Source organism: Alishewanella aestuarii B11, from assembly GCF_000280055.1.
Taxonomy (GTDB): domain Bacteria; phylum Pseudomonadota; class Gammaproteobacteria; order Enterobacterales; family Alteromonadaceae; genus Alishewanella; species Alishewanella aestuarii.
This window is the reverse complement of record NZ_ALAB01000027.1, coordinates 39,850-63,309: the sequence shown is the minus strand read 5'-3', so window position 1 is coordinate 63,309 and position 23,460 is coordinate 39,850. Positions and strand designations below refer to the sequence as shown.

General features: G+C 49.1%; 17 protein-coding genes. 14 read left to right on the top strand and 3 right to left on the bottom strand.

All coding sequences use genetic code 11. The features are described from left to right. Positions 1 to 9 precede the first annotated feature (9 nt). Both AEST_RS09825 and AEST_RS09820 read left to right on the top strand, forming a co-directional pair. Positions 10 to 879 (top strand): HprK-related kinase A, encoded by an 870-nt coding sequence (locus tag AEST_RS09825; RefSeq protein ID WP_039925373.1) that lies wholly within the window; start codon positions 10 to 12, stop codon positions 877 to 879. Next, entirely contained in the window at positions 869 to 1,975 is a 1,107-nt protein-coding gene (locus tag AEST_RS09820; RefSeq protein ID WP_008608796.1) for a nucleotidyltransferase domain-containing protein, read from the top strand. The genes AEST_RS09825 and AEST_RS09820 overlap by 11 nt, the downstream gene beginning before the upstream one ends. On the opposite strand, the gene AEST_RS09815 is transcribed toward AEST_RS09820, so the two are convergent. Beyond that, positions 1,953 to 3,278 (bottom strand): Na+/H+ antiporter NhaC family protein, encoded by a 1,326-nt coding sequence (locus AEST_RS09815; RefSeq protein WP_008608795.1) that lies wholly within the window; start codon positions 3,276 to 3,278, stop codon positions 1,953 to 1,955. The genes AEST_RS09820 and AEST_RS09815 overlap by 23 nt on opposite strands. A 189-nt stretch (positions 3,279 to 3,467) precedes the next feature. Here AEST_RS09815 and AEST_RS09810 point away from each other — a divergent pair, with 189 nt between their 5' ends. From AEST_RS09810 to greA, 6 genes are all read left to right on the top strand, one after another. After that, complete coding sequence (locus AEST_RS09810) at positions 3,468 to 5,339, top strand: MFS transporter (protein WP_008608793.1); 1,872 nt, start codon at positions 3,468 to 3,470, stop codon at positions 5,337 to 5,339. 106 nt (positions 5,340 to 5,445) lie between these two features. After that, positions 5,446 to 6,600 (top strand): iron-containing alcohol dehydrogenase, encoded by a 1,155-nt coding sequence (locus AEST_RS09805; protein WP_008608792.1) that lies wholly within the window; start codon positions 5,446 to 5,448, stop codon positions 6,598 to 6,600. Positions 6,601 to 6,881: 281 nt separating this feature from the next. Continuing rightward, complete coding sequence (gene dapB / locus AEST_RS09800; protein WP_008608791.1) at positions 6,882 to 7,691, top strand: 4-hydroxy-tetrahydrodipicolinate reductase; 810 nt, start codon at positions 6,882 to 6,884, stop codon at positions 7,689 to 7,691. Positions 7,692 to 7,941: 250 nt separating this feature from the next. Beyond that, positions 7,942 to 9,066, top strand: coding sequence for a glutamine-hydrolyzing carbamoyl-phosphate synthase small subunit (carA, locus tag AEST_RS09795; protein WP_008608790.1), 1,125 nt, complete (start codon positions 7,942 to 7,944; stop codon positions 9,064 to 9,066). 161 nt (positions 9,067 to 9,227) lie between these two features. Then, positions 9,228 to 12,449, top strand: a complete 3,222-nt coding sequence (carB, locus tag AEST_RS09790; protein WP_008608788.1) for a carbamoyl-phosphate synthase large subunit — start codon at positions 9,228 to 9,230, stop codon at positions 12,447 to 12,449. Continuing rightward, positions 12,446 to 12,922, top strand: a complete 477-nt coding sequence (gene greA, locus AEST_RS09785; protein WP_008608787.1) for a transcription elongation factor GreA — start codon at positions 12,446 to 12,448, stop codon at positions 12,920 to 12,922. The genes carB and greA overlap by 4 nt, the downstream gene beginning before the upstream one ends. Positions 12,923 to 12,969: 47 nt before the next feature. Here greA and AEST_RS09780 read toward each other — a convergent pair whose 3' ends face one another. Both AEST_RS09780 and AEST_RS09775 read right to left on the bottom strand, forming a co-directional pair. Continuing rightward, complete coding sequence (locus tag AEST_RS09780) at positions 12,970 to 14,103, bottom strand: RNA polymerase sigma factor (RefSeq protein WP_008608786.1); 1,134 nt, start codon at positions 14,101 to 14,103, stop codon at positions 12,970 to 12,972. 7 nt (positions 14,104 to 14,110) lie between these two features. Beyond that, entirely contained in the window at positions 14,111 to 15,058 is a 948-nt protein-coding gene (locus AEST_RS09775) for an alpha/beta fold hydrolase (protein WP_008608784.1), read from the bottom strand. A 216-nt stretch (positions 15,059 to 15,274) separates the two neighbouring features. Between AEST_RS09775 and cas1f the strand changes: the two genes are divergently transcribed. From cas1f to csy3, 6 genes are all read left to right on the top strand, one after another. After that, positions 15,275 to 16,252: a type I-F CRISPR-associated endonuclease Cas1f gene (gene cas1f / locus AEST_RS09770; protein WP_008608783.1), complete on the top strand. Its 978-nt coding sequence runs from the start codon at positions 15,275 to 15,277 to the stop codon at positions 16,250 to 16,252. Beyond that, the gene (cas3f, locus tag AEST_RS09765) at positions 16,249 to 19,581 is read left to right on the top strand and encodes a type I-F CRISPR-associated helicase Cas3f (RefSeq protein ID WP_008608782.1); all 3,333 of its coding nucleotides are present in this window, start codon (positions 16,249 to 16,251) and stop codon (positions 19,579 to 19,581) included. Before cas1f ends, cas3f begins: the two co-directional genes overlap by 4 nt. Before the next feature lie 201 nt (positions 19,582 to 19,782). After that, positions 19,783 to 20,043 (top strand): hypothetical protein, encoded by a 261-nt coding sequence (locus tag AEST_RS09760; RefSeq protein WP_039925371.1) that lies wholly within the window; start codon positions 19,783 to 19,785, stop codon positions 20,041 to 20,043. A 35-nt stretch (positions 20,044 to 20,078) separates the two neighbouring features. Then, complete coding sequence (csy1, locus tag AEST_RS09755) at positions 20,079 to 21,449, top strand: type I-F CRISPR-associated protein Csy1 (protein WP_008608781.1); 1,371 nt, start codon at positions 20,079 to 20,081, stop codon at positions 21,447 to 21,449. Beyond that, the gene (gene csy2 / locus AEST_RS09750) at positions 21,446 to 22,435 is read left to right on the top strand and encodes a type I-F CRISPR-associated protein Csy2 (RefSeq protein WP_008608780.1); all 990 of its coding nucleotides are present in this window, start codon (positions 21,446 to 21,448) and stop codon (positions 22,433 to 22,435) included. Before csy1 ends, csy2 begins: the two co-directional genes overlap by 4 nt. Positions 22,436 to 22,449: 14 nt before the next feature. After that, positions 22,450 to 23,454: a type I-F CRISPR-associated protein Csy3 gene (gene csy3, locus AEST_RS09745; protein WP_008608779.1), complete on the top strand. Its 1,005-nt coding sequence runs from the start codon at positions 22,450 to 22,452 to the stop codon at positions 23,452 to 23,454. Positions 23,455 to 23,460 lie beyond the last annotated feature (6 nt).

Genomic DNA, 23,460 nt, shown 5'->3' with positions numbered 1-23,460 from the left:
GGAATCTAAATGCAGTTTCGGGCCCGTTTGACGCTAGCTCCTTTTAATTTTGAAATTATAACGGACCTTCCACTTGTAGCCGGAAATTTGTGCAAGATGTATCCGGACTCTATTCGGCACAACGAATCTCTTATTGATTACTCTTTAACGGTTACTAAAGGCCAGGGAATTCGTCGTTTATTTAAACCACAGGCGCGTTTTTTTGCCGATACGCAGGAACCGTTCCAGCCGTTACAATTGCAGCAAGGTTATGCGATGTTGGAATGGGGGATGAATTGGTGCATTGCCGCGCACGAAATGCAGTATGTCATTATCCACTCAGCGGTACTGGCCAAAGGGGATAAAGCCATTTTGTTTCCTGCACCACCGGGCTCAGGTAAAAGTACCCTGACAGCCTATCTTGCCTTTAACGGCTGGCGTTTATTATCCGATGAAATGGCGCTGATCCTGCCGTTTAGTAATAAGGTGCAACCCTTTGTCCGGCCAATCTGCCTGAAAAACCGCTCCATTGCGCTGGCTAAAAGCTGGTTCCCGACAGGGGTGTTTTCCAGCATTGCTACCGACACCCACAAGGGTGATGTGGTGCACCTGTCGCCGCCTGCTGCCAGCTGGCAAGGCGCTTTGCAACAAGCTGAAATTGTAGCCGTGGTTTTTCCGAGTTATCAGGCTGACACCAACCTGGATATTTATAGCCTCGATCAGACTCAGGCCTTTATGCAGCTGGCGCGAAATGCCTTTAACTTTGGTGTGATTGGTCAGGAGGGCTTTGCCACCCTGACCGCTATTATTGAACAGGTGCCGGCCTTCGAGGTGCAGTACAACGATTTAAAAGCAGTGGCCGCGTTTTTAGAGCAAGAGGTACTTGCTGATGCGCGCTAGTCAGCTGTTGTTACAGTTATTTCAACAACCGCAACTGGCGTTGACACTCAGTGCGGATAGTTGGGTGCATCTGATCAGACTGCTGCGTCAGCAGCAGCAACTGGCTCGTTACGCCTATTTATTCCGCCAGGCCGGCGTCTTTACACAGCTGCCCCAGTACGCGCGGCATCACTTACGCAATGCCGAAATTATTGCCGATAAGCAATATCGTCAGGTCAGCGCTGAGGCAGCTGAGCTGACGCAGTTACTGGCACCGTTGCAGGTGAAACCGGTATTTCTGAAAGGCGCAGCCTATGCTTTGCAGCAAGGATTGCCTGCCGGAATAGGCCGGACTTTCAGCGACCTGGATATCTTAGTACCGAAAGAGCAAATTACAGCGGTAGAGCAACGACTGTCGGTATTTGGCTTTTTACCTGAGCCGGTTAGTGCTTATGATCAGCATTATTACCGTAAATGGACGCATGAGATCCCGCCGCTACGGCATCATAGCCGCGGCACTATTCTGGATATTCATCATAATTTGATCCCACCCATCTCGGGCCGGGCGCCGGATATTCGCCGTTTCTGGCAGCAGCTGAACCTAACCGCCGACGGCTATCAGGTACTGAGCTTACCGGCTATGACCTTACATAGTCTGATCCATCTGTTTTTTAACGAGGATTTCAAAAAGGGCTTTCGGGACCTGACCGATCTGCATTTGTTATTTGCCGGCTTTAGCGAGCAAGATTGGGAGCAATTGCTGCAACTGGCCGAGCAGACCGGCTTTATGTTTGAATTGATGCTGGCTTGCCGCTACACCAGTTATTTACTGGCTACGCCAATTCCTGCCTGGGTGATGCAACAAACCGAGCAGTACCAGCCGTCAAAACTGCGCTTACGGCTACTGGATTTTATCTTCCTGCGACTGTTAAGTCCGCAGCACCCGTTATTAAACACTTATCTGGATCAGCTGGCCGCGCTACTGGCGCTGATCCGTGGTCACTGGCTGAAAATGCCGCCACAGATCCTGTTCGGGCACCTGAGCGTGAAAGCATTTTGTGCTGTACGTGATGCTCTGTTTGGTAAGCACCAATTTAGCCCGAAACGGCCTGGCTAGGCTGCCGGCGCACTAACACGACACCCAAGGCTACCAGCAGTAAAATCAGACAGTAGTAGTTGTGTGTAATCACCTGCCACGGCGATAAGCCAAAACTGGCACCCAGTAACAACGCCTGCGCACCATAGGGGACCAATCCCTGGCTGATACAGGCAAAGATATCCAGCAAACTGGCACTGCGCCGTGGGCTGATATGGTGTTGCTGCGCCAGATTGCGGCTAACATCGCCGGTTAATACTATGGCAACGGTATTATTGGCAATACAGAGGTTACTGATAAAGGCCAGAGCGGCGATGGCCAGTTGCTGGGCTTTATTGCCGGCAAGTCGCAGTTTAGCGGTAATAGATTGGATTTTATTAGAAATCCACTGTAAACCACCTTGTTGTTTAATAAATTCACTGAGGCTACTTACCAGCATCGCCAACAGAAAGATCTCCTGCACATTAGCAAAGCCAGTCGCAATATCCTTACCCAGATTGCTGATTGCATAATCGGCAAGCAGACTACCCTGCAGCGCAGCCAGGGCGATACCGAGCAGCAATACGACAAACACATTGAGACCTAAGACTGCCAGTACCAGAATGGCGGCATAGGGCAAAATACCCGTCCAGTTATAGGCTTCGGTGTTAATTTGCGGCGCATCCGACGTCAGCAGACCATATGCCAGAATGGTCAGTAAGGCCGCAGGCAACGCAATTTTGATATTTTCTTTAAATTTATCAGCCATATTGGCGCCCTGGGTGCGGGTAGCAGCAATAGTGGTATCTGAGATAATCGATAAGTTATCTCCGAACATAGCGCCACTAAGCAGTACCCCAGCGACAATCGCAGGGTTCAGTTCCGCCTGATTGGCGATGCCCACGGCTATCGGCGCCAGGGCGCCGATGGTCCCCATCGAGGTACCCATCGCAGTAGAAACCAGAGCGGCAATAATAAATAAACCCGGCAAAATAAAAGCAGGCGGAATAATACTTAAACCGGCATTGACCACGGCATCGACACCACCACTGGCGGTCGCCACACTGGCAAAGGCGCCGGCTAATAAGTAAATCAGACACATGGTAATAATATTGCTATTACCGGCGCCTTTAATAATTACGTCGATAGATTGAGTAAGCGGGGCGCGATGCAGCCACACCGCCAGGATTAATGCCGGCAGAATGGCGACATGACCAGGCAATTGGTAAAACGCGTACTCGACATTCTGGCTTTGAAAATACAGGCCACTGCCTAAAAACAGTAGCACAAAGAGTAGCAACGGCAGTAATGAGCGCTTAGCGCCGGTATTAATTGTTGTATTCACTAGAGCAACCTCAGCAAAATGGCAGCGCACTATATAGATGTCCAGACGTCTTGTCAATCTGGCGGCAGTTGAGGCATGTTGTGTTATGGCGTTACTCATTTGCCCCCATGCGGAATAACATAGGGTATTTTGAATAAAAAACATACCGTTAGAGCGCAAGAATCATTATTAGCTAGTGCGGAGGCACGGATGGCAGCAAAGCAGATCATTGGCAGCAAGCGGTTTCTGCCGTTCTTTTTGACTCAGGCGCTGGGCGCCTTTAACGACAATGTATTTAAAAATGCGCTGATGTTGCTGCTGACCTTCAGTGCGGCCAGTGCTATGCCCTGGAGTGTCGATGTCAGTATGAATCTGGCTGCCGGGCTTTTTATTCTGCCGTTTTTACTGTTTTCAGCCACCGCCGGCACCCTTGCCGATAGTGTGTGTAAAACCCGGCTAATCCGCTGGCTTAAATTGCTGGAAATAGGCCTGATGCTGTTAGCAGCAGCTGCATTCTTCTTCGAACAATATTTATGGTTGCTCGGATTGTTGTTTTTAATGGGGGGGCAATCCGCTTTTTTCGGTCCGGTAAAATATGCCATCTTGCCGCAGTTGTTAACTGATCGACAGCTATTGGCAGGTAATGCCTGGGTTGAAATGGGGACCTTTATCGCGATTCTGTTGGGCACTATCGTTGGTGGCTTATTAGTCGGCGTAGCCAATGCCATGCTATGGATCGGCAGTTTAGTGGTGTTGTTTGCGGTGTTGGGTTATCTGGCCAGCTTGCAGATCCCGGAAGTAGACGCTGTCGCTGCCGGTCCGCGTTTTCAATTTGCGCCTTGGCGGCAAAGTCTGGAAACTGTTCACATCAGCTATCAAAACCGTACCCTGTATCTGGCGATTATGGCAATTAGCTGGTTCTGGTTTTTAGGAGCCAGCTATCTGACCCAGTTTCCGAATTTTACCAAAAGCCATTTAGCCGGTGATAATACTGTGGTGACGGCCTTGCTGGTCGCCTTTTCGGTTGGGGTAGGCATAGGTTCGATGCTTTGTGAGCGTCTATCCGGCGACAGAGTTGAACTGGGGCTGGTGCCCATTGGCTCTATTGGCCTGACGGTGTTTGGTATCAGCCTGTATTTTAGTACGCCGGCTGTTATGCCAGCGGAGTTGTTATCACTGAGTCAGTTTTTGGCCACTGCCTTTGGCTGGTGGGTACTTTTAGATTTAACCTTGATTGGTGTTTTTGGCGGGCTCTTTATTGTGCCGCTGTATGCGATGCTGCAGCAGCGGGCAGAGCCAGCGCAGCGGGCGAGGATGATCGCCGCCAATAATATTTTTAACGCGCTCTTTATGGTGGTTGCGGCGCTGGCGGGTATGTTATTTCTGGCTGGGTTTGGCTTAAGTATCCCAGAGTATTTTCTGATCCTGGCCATTATGAATGCGGTGGTCGCGCTCTATGTTTACAGCACGGTGCCGGAGTTTGTGCTGCGGTTTGTGATTTATCTGCTTAGCCATACTATGTACCGGGTGAAAGCACAGGGGCTGGAGCATATTCCCGAGGAGGGGCCGGCGGTACTGGTGGCCAACCATGTTAGCTATGTTGATGCGCTGTTGATTGGCGGTGCAGTGCGCCGGCCAGTGCGCTTTGTGATGTATAAAGGGATTTACCAGATCCCGGTGGCTAACTGGCTGTTTAAAGCCGCCAAAACCATTCCGATTTGCGGCAAGCAACAAGACGAACAAATGTATGAAGCAGCCTTTGCGGCAATTCGATGTGAGCTATCAGAAGGCAATCTGATCTGTATCTTCCCGGAAGGGCGCTTAACTCAGGATGGTGAAATCGATGCCTTCCGCACAGGCATTGAACGGATTGTCGCCGAAACCCCGGTGCCGGTGATCCCGATGGCGCTGCAAGGCCTGTGGGGCTCTTTTTTTAGTCATCATGGCGACGGCGCTTTTAAGTTTAAGGGGCGGTTTTGGTCGAAGATTAAGTTGGTAGTTGGCGAGCCGGTGGCAGCTTCTGCAGTAACCGCAGCGAACCTGGAACAGCAGGTCAGAGCGTTAAGAGGTGCTGAGCGCTAGTCGAAATAAGCAGCAAACAACAGTTAAATGGCCATTTAACTTGATCCGGGATGCCCGCAACCCCATAGCATTAAGACATTTCGTCTGACAGCTATGGAGCCTGTGCATGTTTAACTTTTCCTATCAAAACGCCACTCGTATTGTGTTTGGTAAAGACCAAATCAGTGAACTAGCGCATCTGGTACCCAAAGATAAAAAAGTACTACTGATCTACGGCGGTGGTTCGATTAAACGCAATGGCGTCTATCAACAGGTGGTTAATGCACTCGCAGGTGTCAGTTTTGTTGAGTTTGCTGGTGTTGAGCCAAATCCCGCTTTTGAAACGCTGATGCGGGCAACGACGTTAGTGAAAGAGCAGGGCATTGAGTATATTCTGGCGGTCGGCGGTGGCAGCGTAATTGATGGCGCCAAATTTGTTGCGGCTGCCGCCGTATTTAACGGCGATCCCTGGGATATTCTGGCCAAAGGTGCTAAGGTCACAACGGCAGTGCCTCTGGGTTGTGTGCTGACGCTACCCGCGACTGGCTCGGAGAGTAATGGCAATTCAGTCGTTACCCGCTATGAAACCCAGCAAAAGCTGGCTTTTAGCAGTGAGCTGGTGTTCCCGCAATTTGCTATTTTGGATCCGACTGTCACGTACAGCTTGCCACCGAAGCAGGTGGCCAATGGCGTGGTCGATGCCTTTGTGCATGTGATGGAGCAGTATCTGACTTATCCAGTCAATGCACCGGTGCAGGACCGTTTTGCTGAGGGCTTACTGCAAACGCTGATTGAAGAGGGCCCGAAAGCGTTGGCGGAACCAGAAAACTATGATGTGCGCGCTAATGTGATGTGGGCCGCGACCATGGCACTGAATGGCCTGATTGGCCAGGGCGTGCCGCAGGATTGGGCGACTCATATGATTGGCCATGAAATTACTGCGCTCTATGGCTTGGATCATGCACAAACACTGGCGATAGTGTTGCCGGCACTCATGCAGCAACAACGCGCTACTAAAGGCGCCAAGTTGCTGCAATATGGCCAGCGTGTCTGGCAACTTCAGCATCAGGACCAAGAGCGGTTGATTGACGAGGCCATCAGCCACACCCGGCAATTCTTTGAGCGGATGGGCGTACCTACCCGTCTGGCTGACTATGGTATCAAAGCCGATGCCGTTGATAAGCTGGTCGACAAACTGGTACAGCATAAGATGCTAAAGCTCGGCGAACATCGGGATATTACGCCGGAAGTGAGCCGCAGTATTCTGCAACGGGCGGTTTAGTTTTTAGTGTTGAATGTTGAATGTTGAATGTTGAATGTTGAGTGTTGAATGTTTAGTGCTTAGTGCTTAGTGCTTAGTGCTTAGTTGGCATATAACCTATGCCGAACTACCGTGTTGGCTCTTGGTGTTCGTTTGGTTAAGCGATCGCCAAGGGCATTCCGTATCTGCTGGTAACTTTCTCAATCTACATTTCCTGATCACAGAAGCGGGCATCCTTTGGTGACTTGAGTATAATGCGCTAACTTGTCCATTTTTATGATTGATAGAACGCAGGGTAGAGTATGACCTCAATTGGGATCTTTGGTGCCAATGGCCGTATGGGCCGGGCTTTGGTGACGGTAGCAAAAGAACAGCAAATACAGCTCACAGCAGCAACGGTGAGATCCGGTTCCGAGTTAGTGGGGCTTGATGCCGGCGAACTGGCCGGCTGCGGTAAAATCGGGCTGGCGCTGAGCGCTACTGCCGCCGCGGCAGTGCAGCAAGCTGAAGTATGGGTCGATTTTACCATGCCCGAGCCGATGTTAGCCCAGCTGGCACTCTGCGTGGCTGAGCGTAAAGCCATGGTGATTGGCGTCACCGGCTTAACCGATGCCCAGTATCAGATAATTCAACAAGCCAGTACGCAGATCCCGATTGTCTGGGCGCCAAATATGAGTGTCGGCGTGAATTTGCTGCTACATCTGGCACAAACTGCCGCCAGAGTGATGGGGAATACGGCGGATATTGAGATTATCGAAGCGCACCACCGTTTTAAAAAGGACTCGCCGTCGGGTACTGCAATGGCAATAGGTGCCAGCATTGCCCGTAGCCTTGGCCGTAACCTGAACGAGGTTGCCGTCTATGGTCGCGAAGGCATGATTGGTGAGCGGCCGCAACAAACTATCGGCTTTGCCACAGTAAGGGGCGGCGACATTATTGGCGATCATACCGCGCTGTTTGCAGATCTTGGCGAAAGGCTGGAAATTACCCACAAAGCATCAAGCCGTAACACCTTTGCGCAAGGCGCACTGCGCGCTGCTTTATGGTTGCAAAATAAGCAGCCAGGACTTTATACCATGCAACAAGTGCTGGGTTTGCCAAAGTTAGATTAAACTTTTGCGGCATTTAACAAAAAAACGTGTTAAAGCCGCTATTTTTGTAAAAACAAAAAATAGTCATAGCCAAATTAGCGCTTATCACCTAAAATAAGCAGGTTTGCCCGTACGCTGGAAGATGTCCTGGTTTTGTTATCATTACCGGGAACTGTTAGCGCACGGTAAATACGGGTATCAGAATTTTAGGTCAAAACGGGTTGTAAAACGCCACTGGTTTTCGCCCGTTTTTTGCTGTTTGGAGGTTATTTTGACTAAGTCCGCCCTGCTCGTACTGGAAGACGGCACCGTATTTCGCGGTACAGCCATTGGCGCCGAAGGAGTTTCTGTTGGTGAGGTAGTATTTAACACCTCGATGACCGGGTATCAGGAAATTTTAACTGACCCCTCATACGCAGAACAAATTGTGACTCTTACCTATCCTCATATCGGCAATACCGGAACCAATGAGGAAGATGAGGAATCCGGCAAGATTTGGGCGAAAGGCCTAATCATCCGTGACCTCCCGCTGTTAGCCAGCAATTTCCGCAACCAACTCTCTCTTAGTCAATATTTACAAAACAACAATATTCTCGGCATCGCCGATATCGATACCCGCAAATTAACCCGGATCCTGCGTGAAAAAGGCGCCCAGAACGGCTGTATTATGGCCGGTGATAACCTGGATGAAGCTAAAGCACTGCAACTAGCCAAAGGCTTTCCGGGTTTATCGGGGATGGATTTGGCAAAAGAAGTCACCGTCAGCGCACCTTATCAGTGGACCGAAGGTAGCTGGCAGCTGGGCGTGGGCCATCAGGCCGCTGCCGCCGAGCGCTTCCATGTCGTAGCATATGACTTTGGTGTGAAACGCAATATCCTGCGTATGTTAGCGGACCGCGGCTGTAAACTGACCGTAGTACCGGCGCAAACCCCTGCCGCTGACGTACTGGCCTTAAACCCGGATGGTATTTTCTTATCTAATGGCCCGGGTGACCCAGCACCTTGCACCTATGCCATCGAAGCGATTAAAGCCTTTTTAGAGACCGATATTCCGATCTTTGGTATCTGCTTAGGTCACCAGTTACTGGCCCTGGCCAGCGGCGCTAAGACGGTAAAAATGGCGTTAGGCCATCATGGTGGTAACCACCCGGTACAAAACCTCGACACCAAACGGGTGCTGATTACTGCGCAGAACCACGGTTTTGCGGTAGAAGAGGCCAGTTTACCGGCTAACTTACGCGCTACCCATAAATCGTTATTCGACGGCACCCTGCAAGGGATCCACCGTACTGATAAACCGGCATTCAGTTTTCAAGGCCACCCGGAAGCGAGCCCCGGCCCGCACGAAGCCTCAGAGCTGTTCGACCACTTTATCGCATTAATGCAAAAGGCTTAAGCCTATACCCAAAATCATTGGAGATACGGGTAGGCGGCAACTGAGCGCATCTCCAGGAGCATAGGATACTATGTGACTGGGGTAAGAGAAGGCAGCCAACACCCCCGTATCTTCAAGGATGAAGGGGATAAGCCAAGAAAGAATTACGGAGATTTACTGCAATGCCAAAACGTACCGACCTAAAAAGTATTCTGATCTTAGGCGCTGGCCCTATCGTGATCGGCCAGGCCTGTGAGTTCGACTATTCAGGCGCTCAAGCCTGTAAAGCCTTAAAAGAAGAAGGCTACCGCGTTATTCTGGTGAACTCTAACCCGGCCACCATTATGACCGATCCGGAAATGGCCGATGCCACCTATATTGAACCAATCCACTGGCAGGTAGTAGAAAAGATTATCGAAAAAGAGCGCCCGTGCGCTGTACTGCCGACCATGGGTGGCCAGACGGCACTGAACTGTGCGCTGGATTTAGAGCGTCACGGTGTACTGGCGAAATACAATGTCGAAATGATCGGCGCCACGGCTGATGCCATTGATAAAGCTGAAGATCGCAGCCGCTTCGATAAAGCGATGCGCTCTATCGGTTTAGCTTGTCCACGCGCCGGTTTAGCCCACTCGATGGAAGAAGCCTATCAGGTACTGGAAACGATCGGTTTCCCTTGTATTATCCGCCCGTCATTCACCATGGGTGGGTCAGGCGGTGGTATTGCCTATAACCGCGAAGAATTTGAAGAAATCTGTACCCGTGGTCTGGATCTGTCGCCGACCAAAGAGCTGCTGATTGACGAATCGTTAATCGGTTGGAAAGAGTACGAGATGGAAGTGGTGCGCGACAAGAACGATAACTGCATTATCGTCTGTTCGATTGAAAACTTCGATCCGATGGGCGTTCACACCGGTGACTCGATCACCGTAGCGCCGGCGCAAACCCTGACTGACAAAGAATACCAGATTATGCGTAACGCCTCGTTGGCGGTATTGCGTGAAATCGGCGTTGAAACCGGTGGTTCGAACGTGCAGTTCGGTATTAACCCAGTTGATGGCCGGATGGTCATTATCGAAATGAACCCGCGGGTTTCCCGCTCATCAGCACTGGCTTCGAAAGCGACTGGCTTCCCAATTGCCAAGGTCGCTGCCAAACTGGCGGTAGGTTATACCCTGGACGAACTGGCCAACGATATTACCGGTGGTGTCACCCCAGCATCATTCGAGCCGAGTATCGATTACGTGGTGACCAAGGTGCCGCGCTTTAACTTTGAAAAATTTGCCGGTGCTAACGATCGCTTAACTACCCAGATGAAATCAGTGGGTGAGGTAATGGCGATTGGCCGTAACCAGCAGGAATCGCTGCAAAAAGCCCTGCGTGGTTTAGAGATTGGTGTCTCAGGTTTAGACCCGATTATTGATATCAATGCCTCGGAAGCCAAAGAAAAGATTATCCGTGAACTGCGCGAGCCGGGCGCGCACCGTATTTGGTATATCGCCGATGCCTTCCGCTTTGGCATGAGCATGGACGAGATCTTTAATCTGACTAAGATCGATCCCTGGTTCCTGGTGCAAATTGAAGATCTGGTAAAAGAAGAACAGGCACTGAGTGTTGACGGCTTTGCTGCCTTGGACGAAGCGCGGATTGCCCGCTTAAAACGTAAAGGTTTTGCCGACAAACGTATTGCTGAGGTGCTGGGTGTTAGCGAAGCCGAAGTGCGCAAAAAACGCTACAGCTATAACATTCACCCGGTCTATAAGCGGGTTGATACTTGTGCTGCAGAATTTGCTTCAAACACCGCCTATATGTACAGCACTTACGATGAAGAGTGCGAAGCGGCACCGAGCAACCGCGATAAGATTATGATTATCGGTGGTGGCCCGAACCGTATTGGCCAGGGTATCGAATTCGACTATTGCTGTGTGCACGCGGCGTTAGCGCTGCGTGAAGACGGTTATGAAACCATTATGGTGAACTGTAACCCGGAAACGGTTTCTACGGATTACGACACTTCAGATCGTTTGTATTTCGAGCCGATTACGCTGGAAGATGTGCTGGAAATTGTGCGCAAAGAACAGCCAAAGGGTGTCATAGTGCAATACGGTGGCCAAACGCCACTGAAGTTAGCTCGTGCTTTAGAAGCGAACGGTGTGCCAATTATTGGTACATCACCGGATGCGATTGACCGCGCCGAAGACCGTGAGCGCTTCCAGCAAGCGGTGAATCGTTTAGGCTTAAAGCAGCCGAAAAACGTCACCGTTACCAGCTTTGATGAAGCCTTGGCTAAAGCGCCGGAAATCGGCTACCCGATGGTAGTACGCCCGTCTTATGTATTGGGCGGCCGGGCGATGGAAATCGTTTATGACGAGCAAGACCTGCGCCGTTATATGAACGAAGCGGTAAGCGTGTCGAATGACTCGCCGGTATTGCTGGATAACTTCCTGGATGATGCTATTGAAGTTGATATCGACGCCATCTGTGACGGTAAAGAGGTCGTGATCGGCGGCATTATGGAACATATCGAACAAGCCGGTGTGCATTCAGGTGACTCGGCTTGTACGCTGCCACCACATAGCTTGTCGCAGCAAATTCAGGATCTGATGCGTGAGCAGGTGCGTAAACTGGCACTGGAGCTGGGCGTAGTTGGCTTGATGAATACCCAGTTCGCAGTCAAAGATGGCGAAGTGTACTTAATTGAAGTTAACCCGCGTGCAGCCCGCACCGTGCCGTTCGTCTCGAAAGCCACCGGCGTCGCCGTAGCCAAAGTCGGTGCCCGCTGTATGGCAGGCCGTTCGCTGGCAGAGCAGGGCATTACCAAAGAGATTATTCCGCCGTACTTCTCAGTAAAAGAAGTGGTGATCCCGTTTAATAAATTCCCGGGCGTCGATCCGATCCTTGGCCCGGAAATGCGTTCTACCGGTGAAGTAATGGGGGTAGGTAATACCTTCGAAGAGGCCTTTGCGAAAGCGGAACTGGGCTGTGGCATTATGATCCCGACCGGTGGCCGTGCCTTGCTTTCTGTACGCGACAGCGATAAAGTGCGCGTGGTTGAGTTAGCTAAACGTATGGTGGAATCTGGTTTTGAACTGGATGCCAGTGGCGGTACGGCAGCAGCCTTAAAAGCAGCCGGTATTGAGTGCCGTGTAGTCAATAAAGTGTTCGAAGGTCGTCCGAATATGCTGGACCGGATTAAAAACGGTGAATACAGCTATGTGGTAAATACCACCGAAGGGCGCCAGGCCATAGAAGACTCCAAAATGCTGCGTCGTGGCGCCTTACAGCATAAGGTAAACTACACGACAACGCTGAATGCCGCTTTTGCTACGGTAAAAGCCAATGCGGCCAGTGCTTTTGCTAATGTCGTATCTGTACAGGAATTGCATAAGAGAGTTAACGGATGAGTTTAATCCCGATGACAGTTCAGGGCGCAGAAGCACTGCGCGCTGAGCTGAACGAGCTAAAAACGGTAAAGCGCCCGGCGGTGATCCTGGCGATTGCCGAAGCGCGTGCGCATGGCGATTTAAAAGAAAACGCTGAGTATCATGCCGCCCGTGAACAGCAGGGTTTTATTGAAGGCCGCATTCAGGATATTGAAGCCAAGTTGTCCAATGCGCAAATCATTGATGTGACCAAGCTGCCAAATAGCGGCAAGGTGATCTTTGGCGCTACCGTCACCATTCTGAATCTGGATACGGATGAAGAAGTGACCTACCGGATTGTCGGTGATGACGAAGCGGATATTAAAAATAATCTGATTTCGGTGAATTCACCGATCGCCCGTGGCCTGATTGGCAAAACAGCAGATGAAGTGGTTAATATTACGACGCCAAAAGGCGTGGTGGAATATGAAATCACGGACGTACAGTATCTGTAAGTTTTAAATTCTGCATTAAAAACGCCGGCGCTGATGCCGGCGTTTTTTTAGCTCCAAAACCAGCGGCCGTTTTTAACTAGCCCTGCTATCAAGCCGGCAAAACCGGCTGTCGCGCCACCGAGCATGCCAAACCAACACCAGAGCAGATTGTTGCGATACTGCCGTTTCGCTGCTGCACTCTGTGCGGCTTTTGCCAATAAGCGCGGTTTAATGGTTTGCCATACCCGAAGTTGCAGATAAGCCACGCCGGTCATAAACAACACAAAGGCTAGCAGCGGTGCTATGGCGCCAGCGGTAAATTCGTATGCGGCAGCTAGTAATATGCCTGAGAAGCCAACCCAAGCCAAAGCCTGATTCCGATAACGTAATAAGCGACTGCGCTCGTGATTACTGGCGGCATTTTTTAGTGGCGCGCGCATCCCCAGCAACACACCGAGCATGCCGCCGAGCGCGCCAAATAGCGCCCCACTAAATAGCCAGCCAAATTTTGCCAGGCCGCTGCTCTGTGCTGCCATAGCACTGGCAGTTGCGGCAGCTGCAGGTGGACTACCGACTAATAAAGCGCTAAGCACAGCACTGCTAAGGCCCACACCTGGCGCAGTGCTTAAAATCAGCTTGCCATATCTGGCTAATAGCTGCTCTTTTAGCATTTCCCGCACCCGCTGCAGTTTTTTCCGGACATTGGTCTCAGTCAGCCCTAATAAACTGGCAACCTGTTGGCTATTTTGTTCTTCACGGTAAAACAGCAGTACGATTTCCCGGCTCTCAGGCGGCAGCTCATCCAGCAGGTTACGGATTAGCGTGGCCTGCTCGCTGCGCAGTAATTCGTCGGCCGGGCTGCTGTCGCTGGCAAAACTCTCCAGCAAGGCTTCAGCGTCAGTGCCTCGCTCGATCTGCGCATCCCGTTGTTCACGCAGATAGCTATAGGCACGATAACGGGTGATCTGGCGCAGCCAGGGCAAAAAGCTGGCCGGATTCTGCAGGCCATTCAGTTGCTGCCAGGCCGCAATAAATACCTGCTGACAGACTTCTTCACTGGCGTCTAAATCTTTCACAATCGCCAGTGCAATACTGCTGATACCATTTTGGCAGCGCTGTACCAGGCGGCTAAAGGCCTGTATATCGCCGGCGATGGCAGCGGTAACATCGGGTTGTAATTGTTGTTCTATGCTAACCGACATAATCAGCTTACTCCTGTAACGCCTGACGCAGCGTGCTGATAAACCACTCTGGCTCATCCAGCATCATAAAATGGCGGCTAGTAGTATTCATCAGCAGGGTAGCATTAGCAATGCCGGCAATTTGCTGCTGATAAAGGGCGGCGGCCTGTTGCTGTTGTGCAGCGGGCAGGGCACCACTGGCTCCCAACAGCCAGACTTTACTGGTAATGGCGGTAACCTCAGGGCGTAAGTCCGTGGTGAGCAGTTCATACATCGCCTGGCCAACGCTATTCGCATCGGAGGCCGCGGCCATCTCCAGTACCAGTTGCTGATGCTCTGGCGCCCTGGCCTGAATAAAAATACCCTGCGCCGCACCGGCTTTAAGTTGTTCGCCATTCAGTTGCCGATAATAAGCTCTAATTTGCAAAGCTTGTTGCTGCATATCGGCAACCTGGGTTGCAGGATTGCGGCTAAAAATGGGTGCAATATAGGGCAAGCCATCGACCGCGACCACAGTACCTATTTGCTCAGGAGCGCTACTCGCCAGTGAGAACGCCAAAAAAGCCCCCAGGCTATGACCGACTACTGCCGGCTGTTGCAGTTGTTGCTCAGTAATGTACTGCAGCAAATCCTGTTTCAAGCGGGGTAATAGTTCGCCCTCAATAGCCGGTGTGCCGGCAAAGCCGGCCACACTAATCAGATGTAGCTGATAATCCTGCTTTAGCGCTGCAGCAGTATTCTGCCAAATCCGGCTATCAGACATTAAACCGGGGATCAGTAATACTGGTTTGCCTTCACCTATCACCTCTACCTGAAAACTGGGAGCCGCTTCGATCTCAGCCGCTTTTAACTGTGGGATTATCACACCGGCGACGATGGTCAGCGAGATAGCTAAATGTGTCCAAAAGCTCGGTTTGGTTTTGGTAGTGCTTTTATCAACGTGGTTATTTGCATTTGGCTTCGTGTTATTTTTCATGGCAAGTTCCTTGGTTAATTAGGGGTTACCTTAACAAGTCGCCGCAGCTCACCGTGGTGTGACAAAAAATTTTTAATAATTTTTATGTTTTTTGCTTTGTTATTTAAAACATAAGCTTGCGTTGTATGTATATATTAATCATACAGGTGTTTTTGTACAGTGTTGTTATTCTGGGGAAGTAGGGTAGAGTAAGATTGTTAATTAGGAGAGTTTGTTATGGATGACTTTTCACCATCAGATCTAAAAAGCATTCTGCATTCCAAGCGGGCAAATATGTATTACCTGCAGCATTGTCGCGTGCTAGTTAAAGGTGGTCGTGTTGAATACGTAACTGATGAGGGTAAACAGTCGCTGTATTGGAATATCCCCATTGCCAATACGACTTGTTTATTACTGGGAACCGGAACTTCAGTGACTCAGGCTGCAATGCGGGAGTTAGCGCGGGCAGGGGTTTTAGTTGGATTCTGTGGTGGTGGTGGCACGCCATTGTTCAGCGTAAATGATGTTGAAGTTGAGGTAGCTTGGTTTAATCCGCAAAGTGAGTACCGGCCCTGCGAATATTTGCAGCAATGGTTGAAGTTTTGGCCGGATGACGACAAAAGGTTGCAGGCAGCTAAAGCGATTCAGCAGTTTAGAATTGATTTCACGTTGAAGCACTGGCTAAAAAATAAATCATTTATTGATAATGGCTTTGTGGTCAGTGAAAGCCAATTAGATTCAGCATTGTCACGCTTTAAACAAGATGTAGATGCTGCAAATGGCACCCAGCCACTTATGTTGGCGGAAGCCCGCTTGACCAAGTTACTGTATAAAATTGCCTGCAATACCTTAGCGCATGACGACAGCTTTACGCGCGCCAAAGGCGGAAGCGGTATTGATCCAGCTAATCGCTTTTTAGATCACGGTAACTATTTAGCCTATGGCTTGGGAGCAACAGCAACCTGGGTTTTAGGTTTACCGCATGGCTTTTCAGTACTTCATGGAAAAACCCGCCGTGGTGGTTTGGTATTTGATGCGGCAGATCTCATTAAAGATGCATTGGTGCTCCCACAAGCTTTTATCAGTGCGATGAATGGCGATGACGACCAGGAGTTCCGGCAAAACTGTATTACCAATTTTCAGCAAGCTGAAGCGCTGGATTTCATCATCGATAGCCTGAAAGATATCGCTGCACTGCATGGTGGCGAACTATGAACATTATGCTGGTATCGCAGTGCTCGAAAAATGCTCTTATTGAAACACGACGGATCATAGATCAGTTCGCTGAACGCCGTGGTGACAGAACCTGGCAAACGCCAATCACTTTGCAAGGGCTTGATGTGCTGCGCAAGCTGTTGAAAAAGTCGGCACGGCGAAATACCGCTGTGGCCTGTCATTGGATCCGCAGTAAAAATCATACTGAGTTGTTATGGGTAGTGGGTAATCAGCGTAAATTCAACGTTGATGGTGCCACACCAACCAACATGACATTGCGCAATATTCTGCGTAGTGAGGATGAAAACAGCTGGCACAACGCCGAGGTTATCGCTTTATTGGCTGGTATTGCCGGTTTGTTTCATGATTTTGGTAAAGCCAATCTGCTGTTTCAGCAAAAAATAAATCCCAAAGTAAAAACGCCGGGTTATGAACCTTATCGCCATGAATGGGTATCGCTACGGCTATTTCAGGCATTTACTGCCGGTAAATCAGATAAGCAATGGCTTACTGAATTAGCCAATATTACGGCTCAGTTTGAACACAGTGTTTTAGCAAAGCTACATAAAGATGCGCCGGAACAGGGTCATCTGGAGCCATTTGCCGGTTTAGCACCAGTAGCTAGGTTAGTCGCTTGGCTAATCGTATCTCACCATAGATTGCCTATTTTTCCGGATAAAAAATCTGATACCAAACCTGTGTTTGAAAACATAAACAGCTGGCTGAACAATTTTGATGTGTTATGGAATTCCGTAAACAGTGCTGAGAGTTGTGAGCAACAACGACGTGAGCAAAACTGGTTTTTTGTATATGGTTCGCCTTTGCTCAGTGCAACCTGGCGGCAAAAAGCCGGAGAAATTGCAGCTAGAGCGCTAAATTGTAGTAGGTTATTTGAGCAAGATTGGTTTGAGCAGCGCTTTACTAGTCATAATGCACGGATGGTACTGATGTTGGCCGACCATTATTATTCGGCGCAAGAGCCTAAAACAAAATGGCAAGATGCAAGCTACAAAGCCTTTGCCAATTCTTACCGTGAAAATGGTGAGCTTAAGCAAAAGCTAGATGAGCATAATATTGGTGTAAGCCATAATGCCTATTTATTGGCCAGAAGTTTACCGACGTTAAAAAATACCTTGCCAGCCATTACCCGGCACAAAGGTTTTAAGCAACGGGCCAAGCTGGATAAGTTCCGCTGGCAGGATAAGGCCTATGATTTGGCTTGTTCGGTACGGGAAAACAGTGTTTCTCAAGGCTTCTTTGGTATCAATATGGCGAGCACCGGCAAAGGTAAAACTTTTGCCAATGCCCGTATTATGTACGGTTTAGCTGACGAAAAGCTGGGATGCCGTTTTAGTGTGGCACTGGGGTTAAGAACGCTAACGTTACAAACAGGTGATGCATTAAAACAGCGTTTGCAACTGACTGATGATGACTTGGCGGTGTTAATTGGCTCCGCAGCAGTGCAACAATTGCATGATATCAGTAAGCAAGCTTTACAAGCTGAGCTTGCTGTCAGTAGTAGCGCTACTGGCAGTGAGTCGCTGGTCGATCCTATCGCAGAGCACCTTTACGTAAGTTATGAAGGCAGCTTGTATGATGGCCGCTTAAAAGACTGGCTAAACAGTAGCCCGAAGCTAAACCAACTGGTGAGTGCACCGGTACTGGTAAGCACTATTGATCATTTGATGCCAGCAACCGAAGGTGTGCGTGGCGGTAAGCAAATCGCGCCTATGCTGAGGTTGCTAACGGCTGATTTGGTGCTGGATGAACCCGATGATTTCGACACTGCCGATTTACCCGCGCTGTGCAGGCTGGTGAACTGGGCTGGCATGTTGGGCGCCAGATTACTGTTTTCATCTGCCACTTTACCGCCAGTTCTGGTGTGCGCTTTGTTTGAGGCCTACCGCACCGGCAGAGAGAACTTCAATGCAGTGAATGCTGACGGTCGGTCACAATTGCCGGTTATCTGCGCTTGGTTTGATGAATTTACCGCAGTAAAAGCAGAGTGTGCAGATAAAAAGCAGTTAATGCAGCAGCACACGCTATTTGTTGAAAAACGGGTTAAGGCCCTGGCAACTCAGCCTGTGCTGCGTAAAGCCAGTTTACTGGGGGTAACCGCCAGCAGTAAAAATCCAGAGCTGATTATTAGCCAACTGGCTAGCCTAATCCAGCAGAGTATTTGTCAGTTACATAGTCAGCATCATCAAGTGGCACCTACAGGTCAAAAAGTATCCATCGGCTTGGTACGTATGGCCAATATTAATCCTATGGTCGCTGTGGCTAAGCAGTTGCTACAAATGGCAGTACCTGTCGATTGCCATATTCATTATTGTGTTTACCACAGCCAGTACCCATTAGCGGTGCGCTCTGCTATCGAGCAAAAGTTGGATGCAGCACTGACCCGCTACAATACGTCAGCGCTTTGGCAGCAAGCTGAAATCAGCCACGCACTCGCGCAATATCCACAAGGCAATCATCTATTTGTGGTATTAGCGACCTCTGTCGCTGAAGTCGGCAGGGATCATGATTATGACTGGGCAATTGCCGAGCCCAGTTCTATGCGCTCACTGATCCAGTTGGCCGGGCGTATTCAACGGCACCGCCAGCAACCAGCAAGTAGCGATAACTTGTTAATTCTGTCGCAAAATTTTAAAGCATTAAAAGCGGTAACAAATAGGGATGGAAAGCGCAAACCTGCCTATTGTCAGCCGGGGTTTGAGCGGGATGATTTATTATTAAAACATCATGATCTTCAACAGATCTTGCCGGTCGAGTATTTTCAGCATATCAGTGCATTACCACGTATCAGTCAGCCAAAACTAGTTGAATCGAAACTGTACTCTGACCTTGTTGTATTTGAGCATTTGGCGCTATTTCAAAGTGTATTTCCTCAACCAGAAAAATGGTCATCCGGTAGCGGTGACTGGCCAACAGATTATGCCGCAAGATGGTGGGATCATCATGCAACTTGGAGTGCTGAATTACAAAGGCGTAAGCCGTTTCGCAAGTCATCGCCTGATGAACCTTACTGCCTGATGTTATCAGAAGAAGATGACGAGCCGGTATTTACGCGGATTAATGATGCAGTCTGGCCACTGGAATATATCAAAGCAGAAAATTTTGTTACTGAAAGCTGGCAGCCAACGCAGGGCAACCATGCCTGGTTTACGCTGGATGCGCTGTCAGTGTATCAACAGCGTGCAGAACAAATGGGGCTCACGCTGGAAGAGGTAAGCAAACAATTCGGTGAGATCCGTTTAAGAGTAAAACAGAATGCCGAAAAGTGGCAGTACCACCCTGTATTGGGAGTGTATGGCGCACTCGGCTGAGTGCGCTGCTACCTGTGCGGTAGTTAACAACAAATATACTTATTTCTGAGCTACCAACTGCGGTAGTGGGGCGATTTTAGAGTAAGTCGTTAGTTGCGTCTAATGTTAAGTTTGAATATTTACAATAAATATACTTAGGTGTTGATCTTGGTTGTTGGTTGAATTATAGTCAATTCAGGTTTCGTTATCTGAGGTAAATGTATGAAGATTCATGGTGCTGTTGTAAGAGAGCAAGGTGTAACGTTTGCAGTCCTTGTTGTAAAACCACACATAGTGGCTTCAAGCCAACTAAGCGAAGAGTTCACTGAGTTTTCAACGGCCTATTTTCCGAATATGCCGATAGTGCTGATGGCCCAAAATAGCAAGGGAATACCAACCTATTCTGGTAGGCGCGATATCGTGAAGTTTCTAACGAATATACATCCAAATCAGATACCTTGGCGGGAATATACGATTAGTTAATTGTATGCAAAAAGCTTTTAATTTCAGGAGGATTTATGCAAACCAAAGGGCTAGCAGCAGTAATAGCTGATTATATCGACCAACGCAGGTTGCAGAAGCTGGAGCCAATAGAAAAAGCATTGGAGAAAGCGCTAAAAGGTGTTGACGATGCTGTTAAACAAGCGCAGATCAACACTGAGTTTTCGCCTCAGATCCTACAAATCAACCAACAGTTTGATGTGAGGCATTGGTTAGATGATGCGGCAAAGCGTGCAAAACAAATCAGTCTTGTTACTCATGCGTTGAAGTTTACTCATGGCGATGCCAAAGGCAGCAGCGTGTTGTCACTCGAATATATGGAGGATGCCGACTATCTCGTCACGGCCAGTTTAGCCAACTTGGCCATTGATGCCGTTGGTAACGCAGCAGCATTAGATGTTGCCAAGCTACTACAATTAGAATTTGAAGGGCGGAGTCTTGCACAGACCCTAACAGATGGCGATTTCAGCGCTCTTGCAGTTTTTAGCGAAGATCAGATGCAACTCACTGAATGGGTTGAAGGTTTCAAGTTGGCTCTGGCAGATAAAGCCTTGTCATCTCATACCTTAGCCAAACAACTGTATTTCCCCATCGCTGATGGCCAGTATCACTTGCTTAGCCCCGTATTTGCCTCGTCTCTTGCGCATCAATTTAACAGCAAAATAACTGCCGTGCGCTATGGTGATGAACCCAAAGCTATTCGGGAAGCGCGCCGGGCTGGTAAATATCATGACAAGCCAGACATTCGATTTTTAGATACTGCAATACAAAGCTTTGGTGGCTCTAAACCACAAAATATTTCGCAGTTGAATAGTCAGCGGGGCGGTAAAACCAATTTGCTCAACTGTGCGCCGCCATCCTGGCAATCGACGTTAAAGCCACCATTAAATGAGCAATCGATATTTAACAGTCGCGAATTTAACCGCAGGGTATGGCGCGATTTACAAGAACTACAACGTTACTTACTTAGCGTAAAAGGGCGCGATAGTACTTTAGAAATTCGTCGTAATATCGCCGCTTACGTAAATGATCTTATTGATGGCTTACTAAATTATGCAGCTGAAGTGCAGGGATTAAGCGAGTACGCTGGTTGGAGTTTCCAAAATTGTGAGTTAAAACTGGCGGAACAACTGTGGTTGGATGTCTGGTGTGAGGATCTGTTGTTCCAGCAAAAAAGGGCAAACAACAATTGGCAGCAAGATATTTGTCTGGCCTTTGCCGGTTGGTTAAATAGTAAGCTGAACAAAGCCCTGAAGAATGATGGGTTAGTGTTTGGTACTGTGCAATATCAGCATTGGGCGAAGTTGTTGTCGCCCCGGCTACGCGATTACGAGCTTGGCACAATGGTGTTTTCTGCAGCTAAGGCACAAGCGGAGGCTGCAGTATGAGCAATTATATTTTGCTGGAGCATATCAAAGTCCAAAATGCCAATTGTATCGCCGGTTTTACTTATGGCTTTCCGGCCATTACCCATTTCCTTGGCTATACCCACGCACTGTCGCGTAAGTTACAACAACAGTTTGGTATTGAACTAACCGGCTGTGCAGTGGTATGCCATCAGCATCAGGTACAGGCCTATCAGCCTGGCGGTTGGGGCGATTACGTTTTTGCGCTTACCCGCAACCCATTAACCAAAGAGGGCAATACTGCGCCTATCGTTGAAGAAGGACGAATGCACCTTACCGTTTCATTGATTCTGGAATCTAGCAAAGCATTTAGTGGCGCTCAGCAACAGCAGTTAGTTGAAACACTTACTGTGCTAGCGCAACGGCAAAAGCTAGCTGGTGGCCAGGTTAGTTGCCTTAAAGGCGTTAGCCTGTACAGCGATGATGATGAGCAGGCGTTAAGCCGTAAATTGCTGCGAAAAGTGCTGCCGGGTTTCGTGTTAACGGATCGCTCAGAGCTATTAAAGCAGCATTATCAGCAGTTAATCTCGACTCAGCCCAATGCCACTATGCTAGATGCCTGGCTGGATTTTGCAGCGTTAACTTATCAGGCTGTTACAACTGAGGATGCTGACTCACCAACAGAGCAACATGCTGTTGAATGGGTACGGGTACCTAAACCGGACAAAGGCTACCTGGTGCCGATCACCACCGGCTATAAAGCAATTTCAGCGCTTTATCCTGCTGGCGCTGTCGCCAATAGCCGTGATCCGCAATATCCGTTTTGTTTTGTTGAATCTGCGTATGGCGTTGGCCAGTGGTTAAGCCCGCACCGAGTGCCTGATTTACGTGATGTTATCTGGCGTTATCGTCAGCAGGGCCCCTGGTATTTATGTACAACAAACACGGCACAGAACACATTAAAGCTGCATCCGGAGCAGGAAGCCGCTTTAGTTGAACTGACAGAAACTGAACTTACTTACTTCTAATAAGGAACTTACTTATGACTACTACTTTAAAAACAGCATCGGTACTGGCTTTTGAAGCCAAACTGGCAAATTCAGACGCCATTATGGCCAGTGGCAACTGGGAAGAACGCGCAAATGGCAACAGCTTTTTGCCTGTAGCGGTTAAAGAAAAAGCGGTACGTGGCACTATTTCAAACCGGTTAAAGTCGGCTTTGGCCAGCGATCCGGCAAAGGTTGATGCTGAAGTGCAAAAAGCTAACCTACAAACCGTTGATAATGCCGCACTGCCGTTTGAGCACGATACGCTTAAAGTGAGTTTTACCTTAAGAATCATCGGCAATTTAGCGACACCTTCTACCTGTAATGATCCTGCATACCAACAGGCATTGGCCAACCTTATTAATGGCTATGCTGAACAAACCCAATTTACCGAGTTAGCCAATCGTTATGCCGCCAACATTGCCAATGGTCGTTTTTTGTGGCGCAACCGGGTAGGCGCTGAAGCAGTAGAAGTGCAGGTAACGCATGGTAAAGAGCTCTGGATATTTGATGCCCAACAGTTTGACTTGCGCAGTTTTGCAGAGCCAAAAGGCGATTTAGCAAAACTAGCGCAAGTGATAAAACAGGGGCTGGCAGGAGAAAGCTTTGCGCTGCTTAAAGTAAGTGCCTTTGTAAAACTGGGCGCAGGTCAGGCAGTTTATCCATCACAAGAGCTGGTAATGGGCGGCGGCAAAGGTGACAAAAGCAAGTTCTTATACCAGTTGGATGGTGTGGCTGCCATGCACTCGCAAAAAATAGGCAATGCTTTGCGCACTATTGACACCTGGCACCCGGAAACCGCAGAGGTTGGTGCTATTGCCGTAGAACCTTACGGCTCAGTAACTAACCGTGGTAAAGCGTATCGCCAGCCAAAAGACAATATGGATTTTTATAAATTACTGGATGGCTGGGTATTAAAAGGTAAAACCCCGCCATTGGAGCAGCAGCATTACATTATGGCCATGTTTATTCGTGGTGGTGTGTTTGGTGAAGCCGGTTAAGGGAGC